19 protein-coding genes are annotated in these 26,975 nt (G+C 60.5%); 11 read left to right on the top strand and 8 right to left on the bottom strand.

Translation table 11 applies throughout. The features are described from left to right. Window positions 1-65 precede the first annotated feature (65 nt). The 3 genes from KHA73_RS03195 (at window position 66) to rluA (ending at window position 6,262) form a co-directional block, all read left to right on the top strand. Complete coding sequence (locus KHA73_RS03195) at window positions 66-2,429, top strand: DNA polymerase II (RefSeq protein WP_234588771.1); 2,364 nt, start codon at window positions 66-68, stop codon at window positions 2,427-2,429. Window positions 2,430-2,648: 219 nt separating this feature from the next. Then, window positions 2,649-5,555, top strand: a complete 2,907-nt coding sequence (gene rapA / locus KHA73_RS03190) for an RNA polymerase-associated protein RapA (protein WP_234588769.1) — start codon at window positions 2,649-2,651, stop codon at window positions 5,553-5,555. Window positions 5,556-5,611: 56 nt separating this feature from the next. Next, complete coding sequence (rluA, locus tag KHA73_RS03185) at window positions 5,612-6,262, top strand: bifunctional tRNA pseudouridine(32) synthase/23S rRNA pseudouridine(746) synthase RluA (RefSeq protein ID WP_234588767.1); 651 nt, start codon at window positions 5,612-5,614, stop codon at window positions 6,260-6,262. A gap of 143 nt (window positions 6,263-6,405) precedes the next feature. Here rluA and djlA read toward each other — a convergent pair whose 3' ends face one another. Beyond that, window positions 6,406-7,227 carry a co-chaperone DjlA gene (djlA, locus tag KHA73_RS03180; RefSeq protein ID WP_234588759.1) on the bottom strand — a complete coding sequence of 274 codons (822 nt, stop codon included), beginning with the start codon at window positions 7,225-7,227 and terminating at the stop codon, window positions 6,406-6,408. Between the two features lie 230 nt (window positions 7,228-7,457). Here djlA and lptD point away from each other — a divergent pair, with 230 nt between their 5' ends. The 6 genes from lptD (at window position 7,458) to apaH (ending at window position 14,218) form a co-directional block, all read left to right on the top strand. Further along, window positions 7,458-9,818: an LPS assembly protein LptD gene (lptD, locus tag KHA73_RS03175; RefSeq protein WP_234588751.1), complete on the top strand. Its 2,361-nt coding sequence runs from the start codon at window positions 7,458-7,460 to the stop codon at window positions 9,816-9,818. A gap of 65 nt (window positions 9,819-9,883) precedes the next feature. Beyond that, window positions 9,884-11,185, top strand: a complete 1,302-nt coding sequence (gene surA, locus KHA73_RS03170; RefSeq protein ID WP_234588749.1) for a peptidylprolyl isomerase SurA — start codon at window positions 9,884-9,886, stop codon at window positions 11,183-11,185. Next, a complete protein-coding gene (pdxA, locus tag KHA73_RS03165; protein WP_234591179.1) occupies window positions 11,172-12,164 on the top strand; it encodes a 4-hydroxythreonine-4-phosphate dehydrogenase PdxA in 993 nt (330 codons plus the stop codon). Before surA ends, pdxA begins: the two co-directional genes overlap by 14 nt. Further along, entirely contained in the window at window positions 12,157-12,975 is an 819-nt protein-coding gene (rsmA, locus tag KHA73_RS03160) for a 16S rRNA (adenine(1518)-N(6)/adenine(1519)-N(6))-dimethyltransferase RsmA (RefSeq protein WP_234588747.1), read from the top strand. The genes pdxA and rsmA overlap by 8 nt, the downstream gene beginning before the upstream one ends. An 11-nt stretch (window positions 12,976-12,986) precedes the next feature. After that, the gene (apaG, locus tag KHA73_RS03155; RefSeq protein WP_234588745.1) at window positions 12,987-13,364 is read left to right on the top strand and encodes a Co2+/Mg2+ efflux protein ApaG; all 378 of its coding nucleotides are present in this window, start codon (window positions 12,987-12,989) and stop codon (window positions 13,362-13,364) included. Between the two features lie 2 nt (window positions 13,365-13,366). Further along, entirely contained in the window at window positions 13,367-14,218 is an 852-nt protein-coding gene (apaH, locus tag KHA73_RS03150) for a bis(5'-nucleosyl)-tetraphosphatase (symmetrical) ApaH (protein WP_234588743.1), read from the top strand. A 37-nt stretch (window positions 14,219-14,255) separates the two neighbouring features. Here apaH and KHA73_RS03145 read toward each other — a convergent pair whose 3' ends face one another. From KHA73_RS03145 to KHA73_RS03130, 4 genes are all read right to left on the bottom strand, one after another. Further along, a complete protein-coding gene (locus KHA73_RS03145) occupies window positions 14,256-16,145 on the bottom strand; it encodes a PhoX family protein (protein ID WP_234588734.1) in 1,890 nt (629 codons plus the stop codon). Between the two features lie 179 nt (window positions 16,146-16,324). Further along, complete coding sequence (folA, locus tag KHA73_RS03140) at window positions 16,325-16,807, bottom strand: type 3 dihydrofolate reductase (protein WP_234588725.1); 483 nt, start codon at window positions 16,805-16,807, stop codon at window positions 16,325-16,327. 143 nt (window positions 16,808-16,950) lie between these two features. After that, window positions 16,951-17,415: a threonine/serine exporter gene (locus KHA73_RS03135; protein WP_234588713.1), complete on the bottom strand. Its 465-nt coding sequence runs from the start codon at window positions 17,413-17,415 to the stop codon at window positions 16,951-16,953. Then, window positions 17,412-18,212, bottom strand: a complete 801-nt coding sequence (locus tag KHA73_RS03130) for a threonine/serine exporter family protein (protein WP_234588712.1) — start codon at window positions 18,210-18,212, stop codon at window positions 17,412-17,414. The genes KHA73_RS03135 and KHA73_RS03130 overlap by 4 nt, the downstream gene beginning before the upstream one ends. 129 nt (window positions 18,213-18,341) lie before the next feature. On the opposite strand from KHA73_RS03130, the gene KHA73_RS03125 reads away from it, so the two are divergent. Beyond that, on the top strand, window positions 18,342-18,956 hold the full coding sequence (locus KHA73_RS03125) for a LysE family translocator (RefSeq protein ID WP_234588710.1): 615 nt from the start codon (window positions 18,342-18,344) through the stop codon (window positions 18,954-18,956). A gap of 755 nt (window positions 18,957-19,711) precedes the next feature. On the opposite strand, the gene kefC is transcribed toward KHA73_RS03125, so the two are convergent. Both kefC and kefF read right to left on the bottom strand, forming a co-directional pair. After that, window positions 19,712-21,565 (bottom strand): glutathione-regulated potassium-efflux system protein KefC, encoded by a 1,854-nt coding sequence (kefC, locus tag KHA73_RS03120; protein ID WP_234588709.1) that lies wholly within the window; start codon window positions 21,563-21,565, stop codon window positions 19,712-19,714. Further along, complete coding sequence (gene kefF, locus KHA73_RS03115; RefSeq protein WP_234588707.1) at window positions 21,558-22,115, bottom strand: glutathione-regulated potassium-efflux system oxidoreductase KefF; 558 nt, start codon at window positions 22,113-22,115, stop codon at window positions 21,558-21,560. Before kefF ends, kefC begins: the two co-directional genes overlap by 8 nt. Window positions 22,116-22,317: 202 nt before the next feature. Between kefF and KHA73_RS03110 the strand changes: the two genes are divergently transcribed. Continuing rightward, window positions 22,318-23,675, top strand: a protein-coding gene (locus KHA73_RS03110; protein ID WP_234585830.1) for an IS3 family transposase whose coding sequence is annotated in 2 segments (ribosomal slippage) — window positions 22,318-22,795 and window positions 22,795-23,675 — 1,359 coding nt in all. Because the reading frame shifts where the segments join, the coding sequence is not laid out codon by codon here. Between the two features lie 70 nt (window positions 23,676-23,745). Here the strand turns inward: KHA73_RS03110 and carB are convergent. Further along, window positions 23,746-26,970 carry a carbamoyl-phosphate synthase large subunit gene (gene carB / locus KHA73_RS03105; RefSeq protein WP_234588705.1) on the bottom strand — a complete coding sequence of 1,075 codons (3,225 nt, stop codon included), beginning with the start codon at window positions 26,968-26,970 and terminating at the stop codon, window positions 23,746-23,748. Window positions 26,971-26,975: the final 5 nt, after the last annotated feature.

Raw genomic sequence — 26,975 nt, 5'->3', positions numbered from 1 at the left:
GTATAAAAACCCATACTGTAACTTATGCCGATTGCCTTGCCGTTTAGCCTCTCAGGAACCGCGTGATGTCACTTCAACAGGGTTTTATCCTCACCCGCCACTGGCGCGACACGCCCGCCGGCACCGAAGTGGAATTCTGGCTGGCGACCGACGCCGGGCCGCAGCGGCTGCGGCTGCCGCCGCAAACCTCGGTGGCCTTTATTCCCGCGGAACAGCGCCAGCGCGCTGAACTGCTGCTGCGCGAAGAGCGGCAGGTGGAGCTGAAACCGCTGTCGCTGACGGATTTCCACCACCGGCCGATGCTCGGGCTGTACTGCCGCCAGCATCGCCAGTTGATCAAGCTGGAAAAGCTGCTGAAAGAAGGCGGCGTCTCGGTTTACGAGGCGGACATCCGGCCGCCGGAACGCTACCTGATGGAGCGCTTTATCACCGCGCCGGTGTGGTTCAGCGGCCAACCCAACGGCGACGGCCCGCAGCTTAACGGCCAGATGAAACCGGCGCCGGAATACCGCCCGGCGCTGAAGCTGGTCTCGCTGGACATCGAAACCACCGCCCACGGCGAACTCTACTCTATCGCGCTGGAAGGCTGCGGCCAGCGGCAGGTCTACATGCTGGGGCCGGCCAACGGCGGTGACGACGCGCTGGATTTCGAGCTGGAGTACTGCGTAAGCCGCCCGCAAATGCTGGAGCGGTTGAACCAGTGGCTGGAACGCTACGATCCGGACGCCATCATCGGCTGGAACCTGGTGCAGTTCGATCTGCGGGTGCTGCAAAAACATGCCGAACGCTACCAGATCCCCCTGCGGCTGGGGCGCGGCGGCAACCTGTTGGAGTGGCGCGAGCACGGCTTCAAGCAGAATCACTTTTTCGCCTCCGCCCCCGGCAGGCTGATTATCGACGGCATCGAAGCGCTGAAGTCGGCCACCTGGAACTTCCCTTCCTTCAGCCTGGAATACGTTTCTCAGGATTTGCTGGGCGAAGGCAAATCGATCGACAATCCCTACCAGCGCATGGCGGAGATCGACCGGCGCTTCGCCGAAGACAAACCGGCGCTGGCCCGTTACAACCTGAAAGACTGCGAGCTGGTGACACGCATTTTCGCCAAGACCGATCTGCTCAACTTCCTGCTGGAGCGCGCCACCGTCACCGGGTTGGTGGCCGACCGCAGCGGCGGCTCGGTGGCGGCGTTCAGCCACCTGTACATGCCGCGCATGCACCGGTTGGGCTTTGTCGCGCCCAACCTCGGCGAGCAGCCGGAAGAGCACAGCCCCGGCGGTTTCGTGATGGATTCACAGCCCGGTCTGTACGATTCGGTGCTGGTGTTGGATTACAAGAGCCTGTACCCCTCGATTATCCGCACCTTCCTGATCGATCCGGTCGGGCTGGTGGAGGGCATGCGCCATCCGGGTGACGCCGATTCGGTAGCCGGTTTTCGCAATGCGCGTTTCTCACGCAGCAAACACTGCCTGCCGGCGATAGTCGAGCAGATCTGGCAGGGCCGCGAGGCGGCCAAACGCCAGCACAACAAGGCCTTGTCCCAGGCGCTGAAGATCATCATGAACGCGCTGTACGGCGTATTGGGATCGAGCGGCTGCCGCTTTTTCGATCCTCGCCTGGCCTCCTCGATCACCCTGCGCGGCCATGAGATCATGCGCCAGACGCGCGAACTGATCGAGGCCGAGGGTTACCAGGTGATCTACGGCGATACCGACTCCACCTTCGTGTGGCTGAAACAGCCGCACGATGAACAACAGGCGGCGCAGATTGGCCGCGCGCTGGTGCAGCGGGTCAACCAGTGGTGGCAACGGCACCTGCAGCAGCAATTCGGGCTGGAAAACGCGCTGGAGCTGGAGTTTGAAACTCACTATTCGCGCTTCCTGATGCCGACCATCCGCGGCGCCGAGCAGGGCAGCAAAAAACGCTACGCCGGCCTGATCGCTCGCCCGGACGGCGGTGAAGAGATGGTGTATAAAGGGTTGGAAACGGTACGCACCGACTGGACGCCGCTGGCGCAGCAGTTCCAGCAGCAGCTGTATCAGCTGATCTTCAAGCGGCAGCCCTATCAGGACTACCTGCGCGACTACGTCAGCAAAACGCTGGGCGGCGAGTTCGATGACCGGCTGATTTACCGCAAGCGGCTGCGCAGGCGGCTCGACGAATACCAGCGCAACGTGCCGCCCCATGTCCGCGCCGCGCGCATCGCCGACGATTACAACCGCCAACACGGCCGGCCGCTGCAGTACCAGAACGGCGGCTGGATCAGTTACGTGATGACCGTCGCCGGGCCGGAGCCGCTGGAGACGCGCCATTCGGCCATCGATTACCAACATTATCTGGAGCGCCAGCTACAACCGGTGGCAGACGCTATACTGCCTTTTCTGCACGACGATTTCACCACGCTGGTCACCGGGCAGATGGGGTTGTTCTGATATTGGGTTAAGAAAAATCATCAGGTTTTGCAGGTGACGAACGCGCCGCCTTCCATTACCATAGCGCCCTTCCCAATTTCTGAATCATCCCCCGCGCCGTCTTATGACCCCGGCATGGGAGCTATAGCTATTGCCCGCCAAATTAAAATAAACCGGGTTTACTACAGGTCGCTGCGCCGCAGTGACGGACTTACTTACAAAGAATCGAGCCGACAATATATGCCTTTTACTCTTGGTCAACGCTGGATCAGCGATACGGAAAGCGAATTAGGTCTGGGAACCGTCGTGGCGCTGGATACGCGCATGATTACCCTGCTTTTCCCCGCCACCGGTGAAAACCGCCTCTATGCCAGAAACGATTCGCCGATCACCCGCGTGATGTTCAACCCGGGCGATACCATCAGCAGCCATGAAGGATGGCAGCTGCAGGTGGAGGAAGTAAAAGAGGATTACGGCCTGTTGACCTACGTCGGCACCCGCCTGGATACCCAGGAAAGCGGCGTGGCGATGCGCGAAGTGCTGCTGGACAGCAAGCTGACCTTCAGCAAGCCTCAGGACCGGCTGTTTGCCGGCCAAATTGACCGTATGGATCGCTTCGCCCTGCGCTTTCGCGCGCGTAAATATCAGAGCGAGCAATATCGCCTGCCGTTCGCCGGCCTGCGCGGCATGCGCGCCAGCCTGATCCCGCACCAGCTGCATATCGCCTACGAAGTGGGCCAGCGCCATGCGCCGCGGGTACTGTTGGCGGACGAGGTCGGCCTGGGCAAAACCATCGAAGCCGGCATGATCATTCACCAGCAGTTGCTGGCAGGCCGCGCCGAACGCGTGCTGATCGTGGTGCCGGAGACCCTGCAGCACCAGTGGCTGGTCGAGATGATGCGCCGCTTCAACCTCTACTTCTCGCTGTTCGACGACAGCCGCTACGCCGAAGCCAAGCTCGACAGCAGCAACCCGTTCGAAACCGAACAGCTGGTGATCTGCTCGCTGGACTTCGTGCGCCGCAACAAGCAGCGCCTGGAAGAGCTGGCGGACGCCCACTGGGATCTGCTGGTGGTCGACGAGGCCCACCACCTGGCCTGGAGCGAAGAAGCCCCGAGCCGCGAATACCAGGTGATCGAACAGCTGGCCGAACACGTTCCCGGCGTGCTGTTGCTGACCGCCACCCCGGAACAACTTGGCCAGCAGAGCCACTTCGCCCGTCTGCGCCTGCTGGATCCGAACCGCTTCCACGACTATCACGAGTTCGTGGCCGAGCAGCAAAAATACCGCCCGGTTGCCGACGCAGTCACCCTGTTGCTGAGCGGCGAACGCCTGGCCGACGACAAGCTGAACCTGCTGGGCGAACTGATCGACGAGCAGGACATCGAACCGCTGCTTAAAGCCGCCAACAGCGACGGCGACAACGCCGAGCAGGCGCGCCAGGAACTGGTGACCATGCTGATGGATCGCCACGGCACCAGCCGCGTGCTGTTCCGCAACACCCGCAACGGCGTAAAGGGCTTCCCGCACCGTAACCTGCATCAGATCAAGCTGCCGTTGCCGACCCAGTACCAGACCGCGATTAAAGTGTCCGGCATCATGGGCGCCAAGAAAACCGTCGAGGCGCGCGCGCGCGACATGCTGTACCCGGAGCAGATTTATCAGGAATTCGAGGGCGAGAACGCCACCTGGTGGAACTTCGATCCGCGCGTGGAATGGCTGCTGGACTACCTGGTGGCCAACCGCCACGAGAAAGTGCTGGTGATCTGCGCCAAGGCGGAAACCGCGCTGCAGCTGGAGCAAGTGCTGCGCGAACGTGAAGCGATCCGCGCCGCGGTGTTCCACGAAGGGCTGTCGATCATCGAGCGCGATCGCGCCGCCGCCTACTTCGCTTCCGAAGAAGAAGGCGCGCAGGTGTTGCTGTGTTCCGAAATCGGTTCCGAAGGCCGCAACTTCCAGTTCGCCAGCCAACTGGTGATGTTCGACCTGCCGTTCAACCCGGATCTGCTGGAGCAGCGGATCGGCCGTCTGGATCGTATCGGCCAGATGCACGACATCCAGATCATGGTGCCGTACCTGGAAAACACCGCGCAGGCGGTGCTGGGCCGCTGGTTCCATGAGGGGTTGGACGCCTTCGAACACACCTGCCCGACCGGCCGCACCATCTACGACAGCAGCTATGAGCAGCTGATCGGGTATCTGGCCGCGCCGACCGAACAGGAAGGGCTGGACGAATTCATTCACGCCTGCCGCCAGCAGCACGACCAGCTGAAAGCGCAGCTGGAGCAGGGCCGCGACCGCCTGCTGGAAATGCACTCCAACGGCGGCGACAAGGCCCAGGCGCTGGCGGACGCCATCGCCGAGCAGGACAACGACGTCAACCTGGTGGGTTTTGCGCTCAACCTGTTCGACATCGTCGGCATCAATCAGGACGATCGCAGTGACAACCTGATCGTGCTGACGCCGTCCGACCACATGCTGGTGCCGGACTTCCCGGGCCTGCCGCAGGACGGCTGTACCGTGACCTTCGACCGCGATCAGGCGCTGTCGCGTGAAGACGCACAGTTCGTCAGCTGGGAACACCCGATCATCCGCAACGGCCTGGATCTGATCCTGTCGGGCGATACCGGCAGCTGTGCGGTTTCCCTGTTGAAAAACAAGGCGCTGCCGGTCGGCACTCTGTTGGTTGAGCTGGTATACGTGGTGGAAGCGCAGGCGCCGAAGCACCTGCAGCTGACCCGCTTCCTGCCGCCGACGCCAATCCGCATGCTGATGGATCGCAAAGGTACCAACCTGGCGGCGCAGGTGGAGTTCGAAAGCTTCAACCGCCAGCTGAATGCCGTCAACCGCCACACCTCCAGCAAGCTGGTCAACGCGGTGCAGCAGGACGTGCACGCCATGCTGCAGCAGGCGGAAGGCCTGGTTGAAGCGCAGGCTCGCGCGTTGATTGAGCAGGCGAAACAGGAAGCGGACGACAAGCTGAGCACCGAGCTGGCGCGCCTGGAAGCGCTGAAGGCGGTTAACCCGAACATCCGCGACGACGAAGTCGAAGCGCTGGAGTTCAACCGCCGTCAGGTGCTGGCTAACCTCAATGAAGCCGGTTGGCGTCTGGACGCCATTCGTCTGGTGGTCGTCACCCACCAGTAACCGGCGCAGCGCGGGGGGCAATGGTTCCCCGCACGGCCTTTTTCAGCGGAGCCAAGATGGAACCCTACAATCCCCCACAGGACCCGATGCATATCCTGTATCAGGATGAGCACATCATGGTGGTCAACAAGCCGAGCGGCCTGCTTTCGGTGCCTGGCCGCGCGCCGGAAAACAAAGACAGCCTGATGACGCGCATTCAGGCCGACTTCCCGGCCGCCGAATCGGTGCATCGGCTGGATATGGCCACCAGCGGCGTGATCGTGGTGGCGCTGAACAAGGCCGCCGAGCGCGAGCTGAAGCGCCAGTTCCGCGAACGCGAGCCGAAGAAGTCCTATATCGCCCGCGTCTGGGGCCACCTGGAGCAGGATGAGGGATGGGTGGATTTACCGCTGATTTGCGACTGGCCGAACCGGCCGCTGCAGAAAGTGTGTTTTGAAACCGGCAAAGCGGCGCAAACGGAATATCAGGTGCTGTCGCGCGACGCCGACGGCAGCACGCGGGTAAAACTGACGCCGATCACTGGCCGCTCTCACCAACTGCGGGTACATATGCTGGCGCTGGGGCATCCGATCCTCGGCGACGGTTTCTACGCGCATCCACAGGCGAAAGCGATGGCGCCACGGCTGCAGCTGCATGCGCAGGAGCTGCGCATCACCCACCCCGCCTTCCAGACGCCGATGCATTTTCGCGCCGAGCCGGATTTCTGAGCTCATCGCCAACGGATACCCTAAATAATTGGAGCTGCAGAAAGGCGGCAACTAAGCGCAGCCCCGGAAGCGTACAAAAAGTACGTGACCGGGGTAAGCGCAGGCAGCCAACACACCTGCGGCTCGAAGTATGACGGGTATCGTTATTTGAAGCCTTTCTCGCGTTTGATCAGATCGTATGCCGCCTGGATCTCCTGCGCTTTTTGCTTGGCCATCTCCATCATTTCCGGCGGCAGGCCTTTCGCCACCAGTTTATCCGGATGATGTTCGCTCATCAGCTTGCGGTAGGCGCGCTTGATAGCGGCGGCATCGTCGCCGCTGCTGACGCCCAGCACCTTACAGGCATCTTCCAACGTTGGCCCGCGCTGCGCCTGCTGGTAGCCGCCCTGCGAATAACCGCCCTGCCGGCCGCCGCCAAACTGGCGCCCGCCTTCCATCATGCTGAGGAACTGATCGAACTGCGCATGCGAGATGCCCAGCTCTTCCGCGATCACATACAGCACCTGCCGCTCGTTCGGATGCAGCGAACCGTCGGCGAACGCCGCCTGGATTTGAATTTCCAGAAACATCCGAATCAGGTCGAAACGGCCGAAACAGATGCTGCGCAGCTGCTGCAGCGTCTCTCTCAGCGGAAACTGGCTCTGCTTGCCTTCGCGAAACGCCTGCTGCGCCGCGGTGCGCGCTTCGCCGTGCAGCTGCAGACGATCCATAAACAGGCTGGCGATCTGAATATCCGCCTCGGTAACGCGCCCTTTTGATTTGGTCAGGTGACCCATCACCTGAAAAGTGGTGCGGAAAAATAGCGTTTGCCGCGTTTGCTGGCCGGCGAAGAAACCCCGGCTGCGCTTGTTGCTGCGCGCAGTATCGATCATATGACCGATAATCAGCCCCAAAACTACACCCCAGAACCCCGCGCCAGACCAAATGGCGACGATGACCCCGAGCAGTTTTCCCCAATACTGCATATACTCCTCAATTATCATGCCGAAAGCCGCACAAGATCCCTGCCATCTCAGGTAAGGGTTAAGGCGATTTTTCCCAGGATTTGGATTATCATACCTGTCATTTATCTTTGCGCCTAACGACGACGCAAGTAAACGGCAGGATTTAACACTAGCGCAACGCAGATGAGTGATATAGTCTCTGACCGTTTGCCGGACATGACGCCTCTGATGACGGAACACCAAAACCGCGTATGAAAAAAAGTTTCCCAACACTGCTGGCCACGATGATTTGGACGGCACTCTACAGTCAGCATGCGCTGGCTGATCTGGCCGAGCAATGCATGCTTGGCGTTCCTGTTTATACCAAGCCTTTGGTCAGCGGCGATCCCAACAGCCTGCCGGTTACCATCAATGCCGATGACTCGCGCACTGACTATCCGAAGAGCGCGCTGTTCACCGGCAACGTCAATATCGAGCAGGGCAACAGCACCCTGACCGCCAAGCAGGTGGAACTGAACCAAACTCAGGAGCCGGGGCAGGCCGATCCGGTGCGCACCGTGACCGCCACCGGCGACGTGCACTACAGCGACAACCAGATCAAGCTGAAAGGCCCGAAGGCCTGGTCGAACCTGAATAACAAAGATACCGACGTCTATGAGGGCGACTACCAGATGGTCGGCCGTCAGGGGCGCGGCGACGCCGACAAAATGAAAATGCGCGGCGCCAATCGCTACACCATTTTGGAGAACGGCACCTTTACCTCCTGCCTGCCGGGCGACGACAGCTGGAGCGTTGTCGGTTCCGAAGTGATCCACGACCGCGAAGAGCAGGTGGCGGAAATCTGGAACGCCCGCTTCCGCATCGGCGGCGTGCCGGTGTTCTACAGCCCGTATCTGCAGCTGCCGGTCGGCGATAAGCGCCGCTCCGGCTTCCTGATCCCGAACGCGAAATACGGCAGCAACAACGGCTTCGAGTTCATGTTGCCGTACTACTGGAATATCGCGCCGAACTACGACGCCACCATCACGCCGCACTATATGTCGAAGCGCGGCCTGCAGTGGCAGACCGAATTCCGCTACCTGGTGCAGCCGGGCCTCGGCCTGATGGAGTTCGACTGGTTGCCGGACGACAAGGAATACGGCAAGGACTATGACGACAGCACCCGTTGGCTGTTCTACTGGAACCACAACGGCGTGATGGATCAGGTGTGGCGCTTCAACGTCGACTACACCAAGGTCAGCGACTCCAAATACTTTACCGATCTGGACTCCAAATACGGCTCCACCACCGACGGCTACGCCACGCAGAAGTTCAGCCTGGGTTACGCCAACGAGAACTGGGACGCCACCTTGAGCTCCAAGCAGTTCCAGATCTACGACGATACCGACCGCAGCCAGTCGGACTCGTATAAGGTTCAGCCGCAGTTGGATCTGAACTACTACAAGAACGACCTCGGCCCGTTCGACTTCCGCATCTACGGCCAGGCGGCCAAGTTCACCAGCGTCAACCCATACAGCCCGGACGCCACCCGTCTGCATATGGAACCTACGCTGAGCCTGCCGCTGACCAACGGCTGGGCCAGCCTGAACACCGAAGCCAAGCTGCTGGCGACCCACTACCAGCAGGATATTCCAGACGGCTTCGCCGCCAACTATCAGCGCCGCAAAGGGGTCGACGCGCCGAATCTCGACGACTCGGTCAACCGCGTGCTGCCGCAGTTCAAGGTCGACGGCAAGCTGGTGTTCGAACGCCCGATGATCTGGTCTGAAGGGGCCACCCAAACGCTGGAACCGCGCGTGCAGTACCTGTACGTGCCATACCGTGATCAAAGCAACATCTATACCTACGACACCACGCTGCTGCAAACCGACTACAGCGGCCTGTTCCGCGACCGCACTTACAGCGGCCTGGATCGCATCGCTTCGCAGAACCGCGTATCCACCGGTTTGACCACGCGAATTTATGATGATGCGCTGGTTGAACGTTTTAACGCTTCCGTAGGTCAAATCTACTACTTCAGCCGGTCACGCACCGGTGACCAGATGACGGGTTACGACAACAACGACGATACCGGCAGCCTGGCCTGGGCCGGCGATACCTATTGGAAGATCGACGATCGTTGGGGCCTGCGCGGCGGCCTGCAGTACGACACCCGCCTGAACAGCGTTTCGCTGGGCAACGGCGTGGTGGAATACCGTCAGGACGCCGAACGCGTGGTGCAGCTGAACTACCGCTACGCCACGCCGGAATATATCCAGACGGCGCTGAACACCAAAACGGTGCCGGCCTATCAGGACGGTATCTCTCAGGTTGGCGTCACCGGCAGTTGGCCGATTGCCGATCGCTGGGCGGTGGTTGGGGCGTATTATTACGACACCCGCGCCAAGCAGTCTGCCGATCAACTGGTGGGGCTGAAGTACAACACCTGCTGCTGGGCGGTAACCCTGGGCTATGAGCGCAAGGTCACCGAATGGAACAACAGCAACAATACCAGCGTTTACGACAACAAAGTTTCGTTCAACGTCGAACTGCGTGGCCTGAGCAGCGATCACAGCCTCGGTTCCGCGGAAATGCTGCGCTCCGGCATCCTGCCGTATCAGCGTGCGTTCTGATGATTGGTAACACTTTGAAAACGAAAACTTTCACCCGCATTTGCGGATTACATAATGGGAAATGTATGAAGAACTGGAGAACGCTTATTCTCGGATTGGTGGTTTGCGCCAATACCGCGTTCGCAGCACCCCAAGAAGTGGATAAAGTCGCCGCCGTCGTGGATAACGGCGTGGTACTCGAGAGCGACGTCAACAGCCTGCTGCAGTCAGTGAAGCTGAATGCGCAGCAAGCCGGCCAGCAGCTGCCGGACGACGGCACGCTGCGCCATCAGATCATCGAACGTCTGGTGATGGACAATATCCAGCTGCAGATGGCCAAGAAAATGGGCATCAACGTGTCCGACGCCGACCTGGACAAAGCCATCGCCAACATCGCCGCGCAAAACAAAATGAGCGTCGATCAGTTGCGCAGCCGTCTGTCTTACGACGGCCTGAACTACAACACCTATCGCGCGCAAATCCGCAAGGAAATGCTGATCTCCGAAGTGCGCAACAACGAAGTGCGCCGCCGCGTGACCATCCTGCCGCAGGAAGTGGATGCGCTGGCCAAGCAGGTTGGGGCTCAGAACGGCAGCGATACCGAAATGAACATCAGCCACATTCTGCTCCCGCTGCCGGAAAACCCGTCGCAGCAGCAGGTTGACGAAGCCGAAGCGCTGGCCAAAAAGCTGGTGGGCGAGATCAACAGCGGCGCCGATTTCGGCAAGCTGGCAATCACCTACTCGGCGGATTCTCAGGCGCTGAAAGGCGGCAACATGGGCTGGGGCAAGCTGCAGGAGATCCCTACCCTGTTCGCCGAGCGTTTGGTTAGCGCCAAGAAAGGCGACGTCGTCGGCCCTATCCGTTCCGGCGTTGGCTTCCATATTCTGAAGGTTAACGATATCCGCGGCGCCAGCCAGTCGGTTTCCGTGACCGAGGTGCATGCCCGCCATATCCTGCTGAAACCTTCGGTGGTGATGACCGACGATCAGGCGCGCGCCAAGCTGCAGTCTGTCGCGGAAGCGATCAAAAACGGCAGCGCCAAATTTGCCGATGAAGCCAAACAGCTGTCTCAGGATCCGGGTTCCGCCATGCAGGGCGGCGATCTGGGCTGGGCCTCTCCGGACATCTACGATCCGGCGTTCCGCGACGCGCTGCTTAAGCTGAGCAAAGGCGAAATCAGCGCCCCGGTGCACTCTTCCTTCGGTTGGCACCTGATCCAGCTGCTGGATACGCGCCAGGTGGATAAAACCGACGCGGCGCAGAAAGATCGCGCTTACCGCATGCTGTTCAACCGTAAATTTGCTGAAGAAGCGCAGACCTGGATGCAGGAACAACGTGCTCAGGCCTACGTGAAGATCCTCGATGGCAGCAATGCACAGCAATAAACGTATTGTGATTACCCCCGGCGAACCCGCCGGGGTGGGGCCGGATTTGGTGGCAGCGCTGGCGCAACAGGATTGGCCTGTTGAACTGGTGGTGTGCGCGGATCCGGCCCTGTTGCTTGAGCGCGCCCGGCAGCTGAACCTGCCGCTGACCTTGCGCGACTATCAACCTCAGCAGCCGGCTCAGCCACAGCGCGCCGGCACGCTGACCCTGCTGCCGGTAGCGGCCGCGCATCCGGTCACCCCAGGAGAGCTTAACGTCGGCAACAGCGCCTACGTGGTGGAAACCCTGGCCCGCGCCTGCGACGGCTGCCTGAACGGCGAATTCGCCGCGCTGATCACCGGGCCGGTGAACAAGGGCGTGATCAACGACGCCGGCATCCCTTTTATCGGCCATACCGAGTTTTTCGCCGATCGCAGCGGCTGCGATCGGGTCGTGATGATGCTGGCGACCGAAGAGCTGCGCGTGGCGCTGGCGACCACCCATCTGCCGCTGCTGGCGGTGCCGGGCGCCATCACCCGTCAAAGCCTGTTCGAAGTCATCCATATCCTCGATCGGGATCTGAAAACCAAATTTGGCATTCCTCAGCCGCAGATTTACGTCTGTGGGCTTAACCCGCACGCCGGGGAAGGCGGCCATATGGGGCGCGAAGAGATAGACACCATCACGCCGGCGCTCGAGGCGCTGCGCGGCGAAGGCATCCATCTGATCGGCCCGCTGCCGGCGGACACCCTGTTCCAGCCCAAATATCTGCAACATGCCGATGCGGTGCTGGCGATGTATCACGATCAGGGTCTGCCGGTGCTAAAATACCAGGGGTTCGGCCGTGCGGTGAATATCACCCTCGGTTTGCCTTTTATTCGTACCTCGGTCGACCACGGTACCGCTCTGGAACTGGCCGGCACCGGCACCGCCGATGCGGGCAGTTTCAAAACGGCCTTGAATCTCGCCATTAAAATGATAATCAATTGTAATGAATAACAGAGTCCACCAAGGGCACTTTGCCCGCAAACGCTTTGGACAAAACTTTTTAACCGATCAGTTTGTCATCGATAGCATTGTCTCCGCCATTCACCCGCAACCGGGCGAAGCGGTGGTAGAGATCGGCCCGGGCCTCGGCGCCTTGACCGAGCCGGTTGGCGCGCGCATGGACCGCATGACGGTGATCGAGCTGGACCGCGATCTGGCCGCCCGGCTGGAGAACCATCCGCAGCTGAAAGACAAGCTGACCATTCACCAGCAAGACGCCATGACGGTGAATTTCGCCGAAATGGCCGAGCAGGCAGGCCAACCGCTGCGCGTATTTGGTAACCTGCCCTACAATATTTCGACGCCGCTGATGTTCCACCTTTTCAGCTATACTCAGGCAATCCGCGACATGCACTTCATGTTGCAGAAAGAGGTGGTAAACCGTCTGGTCGCCGGCCCGAACAGCAAGGCTTACGGGCGTTTGACCGTGATGGCGCAGTATTACTGCAACGTCATCCCGGTGCTGGAAGTGCCGCCAACTTCATTCACTCCGGCGCCGAAGGTCGACTCCGCCGTAGTGCGTCTGGTGCCGCACGGCGTGATGCCAAACCCGGTGGGTGACGTGCGCATGCTGAGCCGCATTACCACTCAGGCGTTCAACCAGCGTCGGAAAACCATCCGCAACAGCCTGGGCGATCTGTTCACTCCGGAACAGCTGACGGAGTTAGGCATCGATCCTTCGCTCAGAGCAGAGAATATTTCTGTGGCGCAGTACTGCAAGCTGGCAAACTGGCTTTCAGCTAACCCAGCACCGCAGCAATAAGGAGTTGTTTCATGATTGATTCGCCCCGTGTATGTATTCAGGTTCAGAGCATCTATGTGGAATCACAGTCGATTCCTGAAGAAGAGCGTTATGTCTTCGCCTATACCATCACCATCCGCAATCTGGGGCGTTTCAACGTGCAGCTGCTGGGCCGTTACTGGCTGATCACCAACAGCAACGGCCGCCAGACCGAAGTCCAGGGTGAAGGGGTCATCGGCGAACAGCCGCTGATCCCGCCCGGCGGCGAATTCCAATACACCAGCGGCGCGATCCTCGAGACGCCGCTGGGCACCATGGAAGGCCACTACGAAATGGTTGACCATCAGGGTCAACCGTTCCAGACCGCTATTCCCGTGTTCCGCTTAGCTATTCCAACGCTGATCCATTAAATATGTCGACATACCTTATCGGCGACGTTCATGGCTGTTTCGATGAACTGCAGTCGCTATTGGCCCAGGTTTCTTTCGATCCGCAGCGCGACCGGCTCTGGCTGACCGGCGATCTGGTGGCCCGCGGGCCAGGTTCGCTGGACGTGCTGCGCTACGTGCGTTCGCTCGGCCCGGCGGTGCGCATGGTGCTGGGCAACCACGATCTGCACCTGCTGGCGGTCTACGCCGGCATCAGCCGCAACAAACCCAAAGACCGCATCACCCCGCTGCTGGAAGCGCCGGACGCCGATGAGCTGATCAACTGGCTGCGTCGCCAGCCGGTGCTGCAGGTAGACGATGAGCTGAAGCTGGTGATGGCGCATGCCGGCATTACCCCGCAGTGGGACATCGAGACGGCAAAAACTTGCGCGCGTGAGGTGGAGGCGGTGCTGAGCAGCGACAGTTATCCGCTGTTCCTGGACGCCATGTACGGCGATATGCCGAACAACTGGTCGCCGGAGCTGAGCGGCCTGGCGCGCCTGCGTTTCAGCACCAATGCGTTGACCCGCATGCGCTACTGCTTCCCCAACGGGCAGCTCGACATGATTTGCAAAGATGCGCCGGGCACTGCGCCTGCGCCGTTGAAGCCCTGGTTCGAGTTACCGCGCCTGGTGGAGGCCGACTACACCATTATCTTCGGCCACTGGGCTTCGCTGGAAGGCAAAGGCACCCCGGAAGGCATTATCGGGCTGGATACCGGCTGCTGCTGGGGCGGGGATCTGACCATGCTGCGCTGGGAAGACCGCCGCTACTTTACCCAACCCGCCAACCGCGGCGCCATGCCCGACACGACCACCCGCCTGGCTGCATCCTGATCGTTAAGGCGGCCAAAGCGGCCGCCTCATTATTGTATTACGCCCCTATCACTCCGCCATCCTCACGCGTGATCATCAGCACCGATGAACGCGGCCGCGGGCTGTTGTTCGGGAAGTGGGAATCGCCCTCTTCGCCCGGATGCTGCACGTTGACGAACATCGTCTTATAGTCCGGGGTAAAGGTGATGCCGGTCAGCTCGCAGGATTTCGGGCCGACCATAAAGCGCCGGATCTCACCGCTGTGCGGGTCGCCCACCAACATCTGGTTGTTGCCCTGGCCGACATAGTCGCCCTTGTTGCTGTATTTGCCGTCGGTCAGGATCCACAGGCGGCCGGCCTGGTCAAAGCCCAAGCCATCCGGGCTGTTGAAGGTGTTGTCCGCCGTGATGTTCGGCGTGCCGCGGTTGACCCCTTCCGGGTGAGCGATCGGGTTGCCGCACAGCGCGTAGATATCCCAGGCGAAGCTCTCCGCCGTGGCGTCGCCGCCCTCGTCCCAGCGGATGATCTGGCCGTAAATGTTGTTTGGCCGCGGGTTGGCGGCATTGAGCGGCATCCCTTCCTCGCCGCGTTTGCTGTTATTGGTCAGGGTGCAGTAAGCGCGTCCGTCATGCGGATTGACCGCGATCCATTCCGGGCGATCCATTTTGGTCGCCCCCACCTGCGCCGCCGCTTTGCGGGCGAAGATCAGCACTTCTCCTTCGTCGCGGAAGCCATTTTCCGGCGTCAGGCCATTCTTGCCGAACTCCAGCGCTATCCAGCGCCCGGTGCCCTTCAGCGGCGTGCCGCCGGCGTCGCCGTCGAATTGCGCCACGTACAGCGTGCCCTCGTCCAGCAGACTGCAGTTGTTCGCCGGGTTGGCGACGTCCACCACGCCTTTGGAAACGTATTTATAGATATGCTCGCCACGCTCGTCATCGCCCATGTACACCACCAGTCGGCCGTCTTTGGCTAGGGTAACCGCCGCATTCTCATGCTTGAAACGGCCCAGCGCGGTGCGTTTGATCGGCGTCGACGTGGGGTTCAACGGATCGATTTCCACGATCCAGCCGTGGCGGTTGAATTCGTTCGGGTTCTTCGCCACGTCAAAACGTTCATCGTAATCCGGCCAGTTGCGCTCCGGTTCGCCGGCCTTCAGCGTATAACGTTTCTGCTCCGCGGTGGTTTGGTAATCGGCCTGGTGAGTACCGAAATAGGTGTCGAAGTTCTCTTCGCAGGTCAGGTAGGTGCCCCACGGCGTTTTGCCGTTGGCGCAGTTGCCGAAGGTGCCCAACACCTTGCGCCCGCTGGGGTCGGCGGCGGTTTGCAGCAGCGCGTGGCCGGCGGCCGGGCCGCTGAATTGCATTTCTGTGTTGGCGGTAATGCGGCGGTTATAGCGCGACGGGCGCTCCACCTCCCAGCGCTGGCCGTCGCCTGTCCGGCGCACCGCCACGATGGAAACCCCGTGCGCCGCCTGGGATTTGCGCACCTCTTCCAGGCTGGCGGCCTTGGCGCCGCCGTGGGCGAACAGGTATTGCTCATTGACGTATTCATTGTTGATAGCCATCACGCCGTGGCCGTCGTCGATCGGGAAAAAGCTCATGCCGTCGTTGTTATCGCCAAACTGTTTTTCCTGATCGGCGGCGCTGTTGTTGCCCTGCGGATCGAAGGCGGGCGCGCCATCCACCAGCGGCTCTCCCCAGGAGATCAACACATCGGCGCGGTAGCCCGGCGCAATCGCCACCTCGTCGGCGGTGGAGGCGGCAATGCCCTTGAAGCCGAGCAGCTTGTTGGGCGGCAGATCTTCGGCCAACGCCTCGGCGGACACCGTCCAGATACCGCCGCCAAGAAAACCGGCCAGGCCGACGGCGCCGGCGCTGCCGAGCAGCAGTTTGCGACGGGTGGGATCTATCAGGCGGTCGGCATCTAATTGCTCAATTTTGGTCGTCATAGCTCACTTTCCTTTTGTAATGGCGCCACGATCGAGATTCACCAGAGTTGCCGGGGCGCTCAGAGTTGGGCTTCATACTAATCAGGAAGTGTGACGGAAATGTTACAGGCAGAAGAGGCAAAAACGACAAAGGGCGCAATTGCTTGCGCCCTCAGGAGAAACGGTTAACGCCTAAAAAATCAGCGGCGCTCTAAAATCTCGAAGCAGTAGCTGTGAGAATTCAGCTCGTCCGCGTCGTGGAATTCACTGAACGAGGTTTCCCACTCGTCCGGCTCGTAGTCTGGGAAGTGAGTGTCGCCACCGACTTCGGCGTCGATGTGCGTCAGGTACATGCGGTTGGCGCGCGCCAGGAACTGGGTGTAAATACGCCCGCCGCCCATCACCATCACTTCTGCCACGTCGCCCGCCGCGGCCAGGGCTTCATCCAACGAAGTGGCCCAGGTCACCCCGGTTTCGTTGCCCGGGCGGCTGCTCAGAACGATATTGTGGCGGCCCGGCAGCGGGCGGCCAATAGACTCAAAGGTCTTACGGCCCATAATAACGGGCTTATTCAACGTGTTGCGTTTAAACCACGCCAGGTCCGCCGGCAGGTGCCACGGCATGGCGTTTTCCATGCCAATAACGCGATCCGCCGCCAAGGCAGCGATCAGGCTGATAATCATTGTTTAACCCTGTATAGGCAGCAAAATTGCTGACACTATACGTAAAGGCCAATCTGCCGTCGATAGGCGAATCAAGCAAGATGAATATATAAGATAGCTCTTATCAGTATATCTAATAACCAACGATTTATAGCCGCAGAAATTCATACTCCAGGGCGTTTGCGGTATAACCACAGCCCCGGCAACGACAGGCCGATCGACAACGCGCCGACGATAAAACTGGCCTTGAGAAAGTGGGTGACCATCGCCTCCATCAGGGCCTCGCTGTAGCCCAGGTGCGAAATCTCCACCACGGTGATCATGGCGGTATAAGCGGAAATGCCGGGGAACATCGGGATCACCGCCGCCACGGTAAACACCTTCGGATGCGCCAGCAGCCAACGCGACCAGTAAATGCCGATGATGCCGATCAGGATCGCCGCCAACAGCGACGCCCACTCGATGTTCATACCGACATGCATCATCAGCATGCGCGAACCGCGGCCCACCGCGCCAAGCAGGGCGCAATAGCGCAGCGCACGCACCGGCACGTTGAACACCATGGCGAAGCCCAGCGCCGGCACCGCCGCCAGCAGCATCTCCTGCAGCAAAGCCCACCACAGACTCATGACCACCCCCGCAAATCCCACAGCGACATCGCCATCACTACGCCGATACAGGTGGCCAGCGTGAGCAGGCTGGCCATCGCCCAACGCGCCAGACCGGTATTCACGTGGCCTTTAAACATGTCCGCCACCGCGTTGATCAGCGGAAAGCCCGGCACCAACAGCAGAACGCTGGCGGCCATCGCCACGCTGGAGGTGTGGCTGAAGGCCGCCAGCCGCAGCAACAGCCCGGATACCGAGGTGGCGACGAACGCCGTCAGACAAAAGTTGATCAGCGGATTCATATGGCGCGCAGTGAGCAGTTGACGCACCAGCATCGCCACGCCGCTGGCGATAAAGGTGACCGCGAACGCATCCCCGCCGCCGCCGTTAAGCATGCTGAAGCAGCCGCACGACAGCCCCACCATCACCACCACCAGCCAGCGCGGATAGCGCAGCGGCCGCAGCTTCTCGAAGCGCCGCGCCACATCGTGCGCGTCCGCCAGCCGATGTTCGGCGAGGATCACGATATGCTGCACCTCGGTCACCATTTGCATGTTGATGCCGCGATCGACGTTCTTGCGGGTGGTGGTCACGCAGGCGCCGTTGCTGAGAGTGGTCAGCACCACCGCATTGGCCGAGATGGAGCTTTCCACGCCGTCCATTCCCAGCGCCAGCCCCAGCCGGGTCGATAGCTGTTCCACTACCGTGCTCTCGGCGCCGTGCTGCAGCAGCAGCAAAGCGCATTGAATACACAGCCGGGTAATTTCACGCTGCAGCCGGTGCGGTTCCGGCCTGTCTGTAAGGGTAGTCTGATGCATAGAGCCCCATCGTTCGCGCTGAGTGAATATTCATCATAGTGGCAAACATTACCTCATTGGGTTGATGCGCATCAGGGGAAGCGGCGTTATTATCGTCGGCATTAGGCCTTTTGCGCAGAGACGCCAACCATGCTTGAAACTTCGCTGTTCGTCGCCGGCATCGCCGCTCTCGGCATGCTGTCACCCGGCCCGGATTTTTTCCTGGTGATCAAAAACGCCGCCCGCTATCCGCGCCTGGCGGCAATGATGACCGCCTGCGGGGTGATCTGCGGCGTCGCCACTCATATGTCCTACTGCGTCGCCGGGCTGGCGGTGGTGATCACCACCACGCCGTGGCTGTTCAACCTGCTTAAATACGCCGGGGCGGCCTACCTGATTTGGGTCGGCATCCAGGCGCTGCTGTCGCGCGGCGGCGGCAAGATGAACGTCAGCAACCTGCCGCGCCAACAGGTCAGCCTGAAGAGCGCCTTTGTGCAGGGCTATCTGTGCAACCTGCTGAACCCGAAGGCCACGCTGTTCTTCCTGGCGGTATTTACCCAGGTGCTGCAGATCGATTCCGGTTTGGGGGAGAAGCTGTGGTACGCGGGGATTATTCTCGGCCTGTCGGTCATCTGGTGGCCGCTGCTGGTGTTCCTGATCCAAAGCGGCCCGGTGCGCCGCGGGCTGGAAAAGACCCAGAAGATCGTCGACAAATTGCTGGGCGGCATGTTGATCGCGCTGGGCATCAAGGTCGCGCTAAGTTAAGCAAAAAAATGGGGCGCCATCGCGGCCTAATGCTTGTCAGTTAGCGTTTTTCTGCGGGCGTTGGTGAAGTTTTCGGTCGATGAATATGAGATGTACCATGAAGCTCACGCGCCTCGACCGAGCAAGGGGCCGTAGGCGCGGCCCCTTGCAACCCACGCCCTCGCCCAATCAGCCGGTTGGCTGCGCCAACTCCCCTCCCTCCGTCACTGCGCATCACGGCCGGCTACGACAGGCGTCCCTGCCTGTCTCGCCTGAAACCGCCGTCCATGGCGGTTTCGCCTATGCGCCGCTCCTGCGTTCGGCGTCTTCAAGGGCGCCCAACACCCTGCTCATCTCACTATTTTCACTGTCTTTAATAAGGTTATCTCAAATGGGGGGGACAGGTTGCCCCGTGGCGGCAGATTCGGGTGTTGACCTTGGGCGCGCATCGCCGGCTGCCGAGCAAGACGGCGTTGTCAGGGGCAACCGGCCAGGGAAGGCCGGTTGAGGCGAGACTAACAGGGACGTTTGTCGTAGCCGACCCGCCCGACAACGCAGGTGCAGCGAGGGTATCCGCGCAGCGGACAGACGGTGTTAAGCGAAGGCGCGGGTGGAGGGGCCGCGCCTTCGGCCCCTCCAATTGCCGTTCATTGCGGTAGCAGAGAAATGCGGGATATTTACGGCAATTCTTCCTGCACGGAGCGTACAGAGATTGGATAAAAAAATGCCAGTCAGGCTTAACTGACCAGCATTACGCCATCGCGGCGCCCCTTCCCTTATCCCTTCGCTTCCACCACCTCGTCTTCCGGCGCTTTGCCGTCGATGCTGCCGCGCCAGCCGGTTTGCTGCACCCGCGCCAGCCGATTCTGATCCTGCTCGATGGCCGCGCTGAGCATTTCCTTGGCCCGCTGCAGGCTGGCGATGCGGAATTCGGTATCCTGGTAATTCTCCAGCGTGTCTTCCAGCATCTTCAGGTTGTAGCGGCGGAAGGTATCCGCCTTTTCCCGCGCCTCGTAGGCATCCAGCCCCAGCAGCTCCAGCGTCTCGCGCCCGATGCGCAGCGAACTCTCGAAGGTCTCGCGCTCCGGGCTCTCCACCCCCAGCTGGCGCAGCTGGTACCAGTGGTCGACGTCGCGCGCGCGCGCCACCACCTTCAGGTGCGGGAAGTGGCGCTTGGCCAACTCGGTCAGCTGCAGGTTGGCCTCCACATCGTCAATGGCGTTGATCAGCACTTTGGCGTGCGCGGCGCCGGCGGCTTCCAGCAGGTCGGCGCGGGTGGCGTCGCCGTAGAACACCTTGGCGTCGAACTTGCGCAGCGTTTCGATATGGTCCGGATCGTGATCCAGTACCACGGTGTGCACGCCGTTGGCCAACAGTAAGCGGCCGGCGATTTGGCCGAAACGGCCGAAACCGGCGATGATCACGCTGGCGTTCTCGTCGTCGATCACGTCCGCCGGGCGTTCTTCCTTCGGCGCGTTTTTCTCCAGCTGTGTGGCGATCACCAACAGCAGCGGCGTAGCCGCCATCGACAGCGCCACCGCCAGCGTCAGCGACTTGGCCCAGTCCGGCGGCAGCACGCCCGCCAGCTGCGCCGCGCCGAAGATCACGAAGGCGAACTCACTGCCCTGGCCCAACAGAATGGCGAACATGCCGCGCTGGCGCTTCGGCACCCCCAGCAACGGCCCAATCAGCCACAGCAGCGCCGCCTTGATCAGCATAAAGCCCAGCAGCAGCGAAGCGATCAGCAGCGGATGGTGGAACAGCGTGCCAAAGTCGATCGACATGCCAACGCCGATAAAGAACAGCCCCAGCAGCAAACCTTTGAACGGCTGAATATCGCTTTCCAGCGCGTGGCGATACTCCGAGCTGGCCAGCAGCACCCCGGCGAGGAAAGCCCCCATCGCCATCGACAACCCGGCCATCTCCAGCAGAATGCCGAAGCCGAATACCAAAAACAGCGCCACGGCGCTGAACACCTCGCGCATGCCCGAACGGGCGACAAAATGCAGCAACGGGCGAGTGACATAGCGGCCAAGCAGCACCACGATCATCAGCGCACCCACCACCTTGCCGGCAGACATGGCGAAAGCGCCCAGCGTGGTGGTGGCGCCGCTGCTGGCCAGCAGCGGGATCATCGCCACCAGCGGGATCGCCGCGATATCCTGGAACAACAGCACGGCAAACGAGCTGCGGCCGATCGGCGACGGCGTCAGGTTGCGCTCGCTCATCGCCTGCATGGCGATGGCGGTGGAAGACAGCGCCAGCGTCAGGCCAATCAGCAGCGCCACCTTCCAGTCGAGCCCGAGGAAGTAGCAAAAAGCGCTCAGCGCCAGCCCGCAGCCGGCCATCTGGATGCTGCCGCCGCCGAATACCGAGGCGCGCAGCGTCCACAACCGTTTGGGATCCAGCTCCAGCCCGATGATAAACAGCATCAGCACCACGCCGATTTCGGCGAAAGTGAGGATCGACTCGGCGTCTGACACCAGCTTCAGCCCCCAGGGGCCGATGATGCAGCCGGCGATCAGGTAGCCCAATACCGAACCCAGCCCGAGGCGCACCGCAATAGGCACGAACAGCGCGGCGGAGCCGAGATAGATCAGCCCCTCGATCATCATGTTGTGGTTATCCATGGCTGGCTCCCTGTTCTACCGGTTCGCTGTGTTCCATCAGATACTCGACCAGCCGTTGGCGGTAGGCCTCCCCGGCGGCAATCAGCGCCGGTTCGTTGCAGGTAAAGGTATTATGCACCGCAAAATAGGGCTGCCAGTTCATACCGCAATAGACCGCGGTCGCCTGCAGCGGCTGCGCCAGCGCGGCGAAATTCGGGAAGTCTCCCAGTTCGAAATGCTGTTCATCACCGCCGCTGGTCACCGCCCACAGGCAGTCCTTGCCCACCAGCGCATCGCCTTCGTGGCCGTAGGCCCAGCCGTGTTCCAGCACCTTGTCGATCCATAACTTCAGCAGCGGCGGAAAGCTGTACCACTGCATCGGGTGTTGCAGCACCACCATGTCGGCACGTTCCAGAGCGCGCTGTTCGGCGTTGATATCGATATTGAAATCGGGGTACAGCTCATACAGCGAGCGCACCTCTACCTCGGGAAGATCCCTCACCGCCTGCAGCAGCCGCTGGTTGGCATGAGAATGCCGGGGATAGGGATGGGCGTAAATAATCAAAATCATTGTTGTCGTCGTTCCTTCGTTCGTTCCTTGCCAATACTTCAAGCATATACCAATCACCAGAGTGACAGTTCGCAGATTGATTGATAGCGGAAATTTTTAACTCGGGGAAACAAATTGGCTGAATAAGATAAAAAAAGGGCGCTGCATTGAACTGCACCCCAAATGTTGGACAGGTCATCTGACATTTGGAGGTGCAGTTTTTATGAAATATTCACTCCCGTTCAAACTCGACGTAGTCCGGTACTATCTTACCGGACACGGCAGCCAAAGGCAGACCGCGAGAAAATTCTCTGTCGCCCATGTCCAGCTACGTCGCTGGATTGCGGCCTATCAACATCATGGTGAGCCAGGGCTGCAACCCGGACGGCAACGACATTACACACCCGAATTTAAGCTCTCTGTCGTCGAGTTTGCCCTCTCCAATCCTTTTTCTTTAGCGGACGTTGCCGCACAATTTGATATCCCCTCATACACGACGCTGGAACACTGGGTTAAGCTCTATCAGGAGAATGGGGCCGAAGCCCTCAACCGGAACCAGCGTGGTCGCCGAATGTATCAGCATCCCAAAACACCCCATGCGGATAAGTCGCCAGATGAGTTGACCCCCGAAGAGATGCGGGAGGAAATCGAGTTTTTACGCGCTCAGAATGACTACATAAAAAAGCTGAGAGCCTTGATGCAGGAAAACGATGCCCGGGCACGGCGGAAAGGGCAAAAATAGTCACGGCATTAAGGCAAGAGCACCGTTTAGACAGGCTGTTGCATGCCGGTGGGCTGGCGCGCAGCACGTACTATTATTGCTGTAAAGTCGGTCGAGTGCCGGATAAATACCGTGAGGCTAAACAACGAATAGCCGAAGTCTTTAACGTCCATAAAGGCCGTTACGGCTATCGTCGCATAACCTGCGTAATGCGAAAGGAAGGGTACGGTTTAAATCATAAAACCGTGCAAAAACTGATGACAGCGCTGCAGCTGAAGTCACCGGTTCGCCGTAAAAAGTACCGCTCATACAAGGGGAATACAGGCAAGTTGGCACCCAATCTCCTGCAGCGTAATTTTACCGCTCAATGCCCCAATCAAAAGTGGGTAACGGATGTAACGGAGTTCCGGGTTGGTGAGGATAAGCTGTATTTATCACCGGTGCTCGACTTGTACAACGGTGAAATCATCGCTTATGAAGTGGCTCGCCGGGCAGAGTTTAGGCTGGTTAAAAGGATGTTGGACAAGGCGGTAAGCAGGATGAAGCCGGGTGAGCAGTTGCTGTTGCACAGTGACCAGGGTTGGCACTATCAGATGGCGGCTTATCAGCATGCGTTGCGGGTTAACGGGATAAAGCAGAGCATGTCTCGCAAGGGAAATTGCCTGGACAATGCCGTGATGGAGAACTTCTTCGGACATCTGAAAGCGGAGCTGTATTACTTGCAGCGTTTTGAGAGTGTGGAACACCTGGCGCAAGAGATAGACATTTACATTGATTACTACAACTCTCATCGTATCAGGCAGAAACTGAAAGGCCTGAGTCCGGTGGAGTACCGAACTCAGGCCTCGAAGGCTGCGTGAATTTACACCGTCCAACTTCTGGGGTGCAGTTCACATCTGCAGCGCCCTCTGAGGTTACGGCATGGCGATGTTACTTGCCGATGCGCGCATGCATTTCCTGTACCGACGTCACCTGCTCGGTCGGATCCGCTTTCAGCGCCATCGCGGTGGCGAAGCCGCCGTTCAGCGTGGTGTCGTAGTGCACCTTGTACTGCAGCGCGCTGCGGCGAATCAGCTTGGAGTCTTCAATCGCCTGGCGGCCGGCCGTGGTGTTGACGATATAGGTGTACTCGCCGTTTTTGATGCGGTCCTGAATGTGCGGACGGCCTTCATGCACCTTGTTGACCAGGCGCGGGTTAATGCCCGCTTCGCCCAGCACCACCGCAGTGCCGTGGGTCGCATCCAGCTCGAAGCCCTGCTTCAGCAGGCTGGCGGCCAGATCCACTACCCGCGCCTTGTCGCCTTCACGCACCGACAGCAGCGCACGGCCCTGTTTCTTCATGCCTGACTGGCTGCCGAGCATCGCTTTGGAGAAGGCTTCGGCGAAGGTGCGGCCCACGCCCATCACTTCCCCGGTAGAGCGCATTTCCGGCCCAAGGATCGGGTCGACGCCCGGGAATTTGTTGAACGGCAGCACCACTTCCTTCACCGAGTAGTACGGCGGAATAACCTCTTCGGTCACGCCCTGCTCGGCCAGCGTTTTGCCCGCCATCACCCGCGCCGCGACCTTGGCCAGCGGCACGCCGGTGGCTTTGGAGACGAACGGCACGGTACGCGCGGCGCGCGGGTTGACTTCAATCAGGTAAACTTCGTTGTTTTTCACCGCAAACTGCACGTTCATCAGGCCGCGCACCTGCAGCTCGAACGCCAGTTTTTCTACCTGCTGGCGCATCACGTCCTGAATTTCTTTGCTCAGGGTGTAGGCCGGCAGTGAACAGGCTGAGTCGCCGGAGTGCACGCCCGCCTGTTCGATGTGTTCCATAATGCCGCCAATCAGCACGCGCTCGCCGTCGCAGATGGCGTCGACGTCCACTTCCACCGCGTCATCCAGGAAGCGATCCAGCAGCACCGGCGCGTCGTTGGAAACGCTGACCGCATTCTGGAAGTAACGGCGCAGGTCGACTTCGTCATAGACGATTTCCATCGCCCGGCCGCCCAGCACGTAAGAAGGACGCACCACCAGCGGGTAACCGATGCCGGCCGCTTTCTCTACCGCCTGCTCGATGGCGGTCACGGTGGCGTTGGCCGGCTGCTTCAGGCCCAGACGGTTGACCGCCTGCTGGAAGCGCTCGCGGTCTTCGGCGCGGTCGATGGCATCCGGGCTGGTGCCGATGATCGGCACGCCTGCGGCTTCCAGCTCGCGCGCCAGCTTCAGCGGGGTCTGGCCGCCGTACTGCACGATCACGCCCTTCGGCTTCTCGATGCGCACGATTTCCAGCACGTCTTCCAGCGTCACCGGCTCGAAGTACAGGCGATCGGAGGTGTCGTAATCGGTGGAGACGGTTTCCGGGTTACAGTTGACCATGATGGTCTCGTAGCCGTCTTCGCGCAGCGCCAGCGAAGCGTGCACGCAGCAATAGTCGAATTCGATGCCCTGGCCGATACGGTTCGGCCCGCCCCCCAGCACCATCACTTTCGGACGGTCATTGGTCGGGTTGGACTCGCACTCTTCTTCATAGGTGGAGTACATGTAGGCGGTGTCGGTGGCGAATTCCGCCGCGCAGGTATCCACGCGCTTGTAAACCGGGTGCAGGCTATAGCTGTGGCGCAGCTTGCGGATTTCGCTCTCGGCAACGCCGGCCAGCTTGGCCAGGCGCGCGTCGGCGAAACCTTTGCGTTTCAGGGTACGCAGGAAGTCTTTGGTCAGGCCGTTGATGCCGGCCTCGGCCACCTGCTCTTCCAGGCGCACCAGCTCTTCAATCTGCACCAGGAACCAGCGGTCGACGTTGGTCAGGTTGAACACGCCGTCGACCGACAGGCCGGCGCGGAAGGCGTCGGCGATATACCAGATGCGGTCAGAACCGGCGTCTTTCAGCTCGCGGCGGATTTTGGTCAGCGCTTCAGGGTCATCCAGGCTCACCTTCGGGTCGAAGCCGGTGGCACCCACTTCCAGACCGCGCAGCGCTTTCTGCAGCGACTCCTGCTGAGTGCGGCCGATGGCCATCACTTCGCCGACCGATTTCATCTGGGTGGTCAGGCGGTCGTTGGCGCCGGCGAATTTCTCGAAGTTGAAGCGAGGAATTTTCGTTACCACGTAGTCGATGGACGGTTCAAACGACGCCGGGGTGCGGCCGCCGGTGATGTCGTTCATCAGCTCGTCGAGGGTGTAGCCCACCGCCAGCTTGGCGGCGATCTTGGCGATCGGGAAGCCGGTGGCTTTCGACGCCAGCGCCGAAGAGCGCGACACGCGCGGGTTCATTTCGATGACGATCAGACGGCCGGTTTTCGGGTTGACCGAGAACTGCACGTTGGAACCGCCGGTTTCCACGCCGATTTCACGCAGCACCGCCATCGAGGCGTTACGCATGATTTGATATTCTTTGTCGGTCAGGGTCTGAGCCGGCGCCACGGTGATCGAGTCACCGGTGTGGATGCCCATGGCGTCGAAGTTTTCGATCGAGCAGACGATGATGCAGTTGTCGTTTTTATCACGCACCACTTCCATCTCGTACTCTTTCCAACCGATCAGCGATTCGTCGATCAGCAGCTCTTTGGTCGGCGACAGATCGAGCCCGCGTTCGCAGATTTCTTCGAACTCTTCGCGGTTGTAGGCGATGCCGCCGCCGGTGCCGCCCATGGTAAAGGAAGGGCGGATGATGCACGGGAAGCCCACGTCGGCGGCAACCGCCAGCGCTTCTTCCATCGTGTGGGCAATGCCGGAGCGCGCGGTGTCCAGGCCAATCTTTTTCATCGCCACGTCGAAACGGCGGCGGTCTTCGGCTTTATCGATCGCATCGGCGGTGGCGCCGATCATGGTGACGCCGAACTCGGCCAGCACGCCCTGGCGCTCCAGTTCCAGCGCGCAGTTCAGCGCCGTCTGGCCGCCCATGGTCGGCAGCACCGCATCCGGGCGCTCTTTCTCGATGATCTTGCGCACCACTTCCCAGTGGATCGGCTCGATGTAGGTGGCGTCGGCCATTTCCGGGTCGGTCATGATGGTGGCCGGGTTGGAGTTGACCAGAATGACGCGGTAACCCTCTTCACGCAGCGCCTTACAGGCCTGGGCCCCCGAGTAGTCGAACTCACACGCCTGGCCGATGACGATCGGGCCAGCGCCGAGGATCAGGATGCTTTTTATATCGGTACGTTTTGGCATTTTTT

Source organism: Serratia entomophila (assembly GCF_021462285.1).
In the GTDB taxonomy this organism is placed as follows: domain Bacteria; phylum Pseudomonadota; class Gammaproteobacteria; order Enterobacterales; family Enterobacteriaceae; genus Serratia; species Serratia entomophila.
The sequence above is the reverse complement of the archived record's forward strand: the minus strand, read 5'-3'. Positions and strand labels throughout refer to the sequence as shown.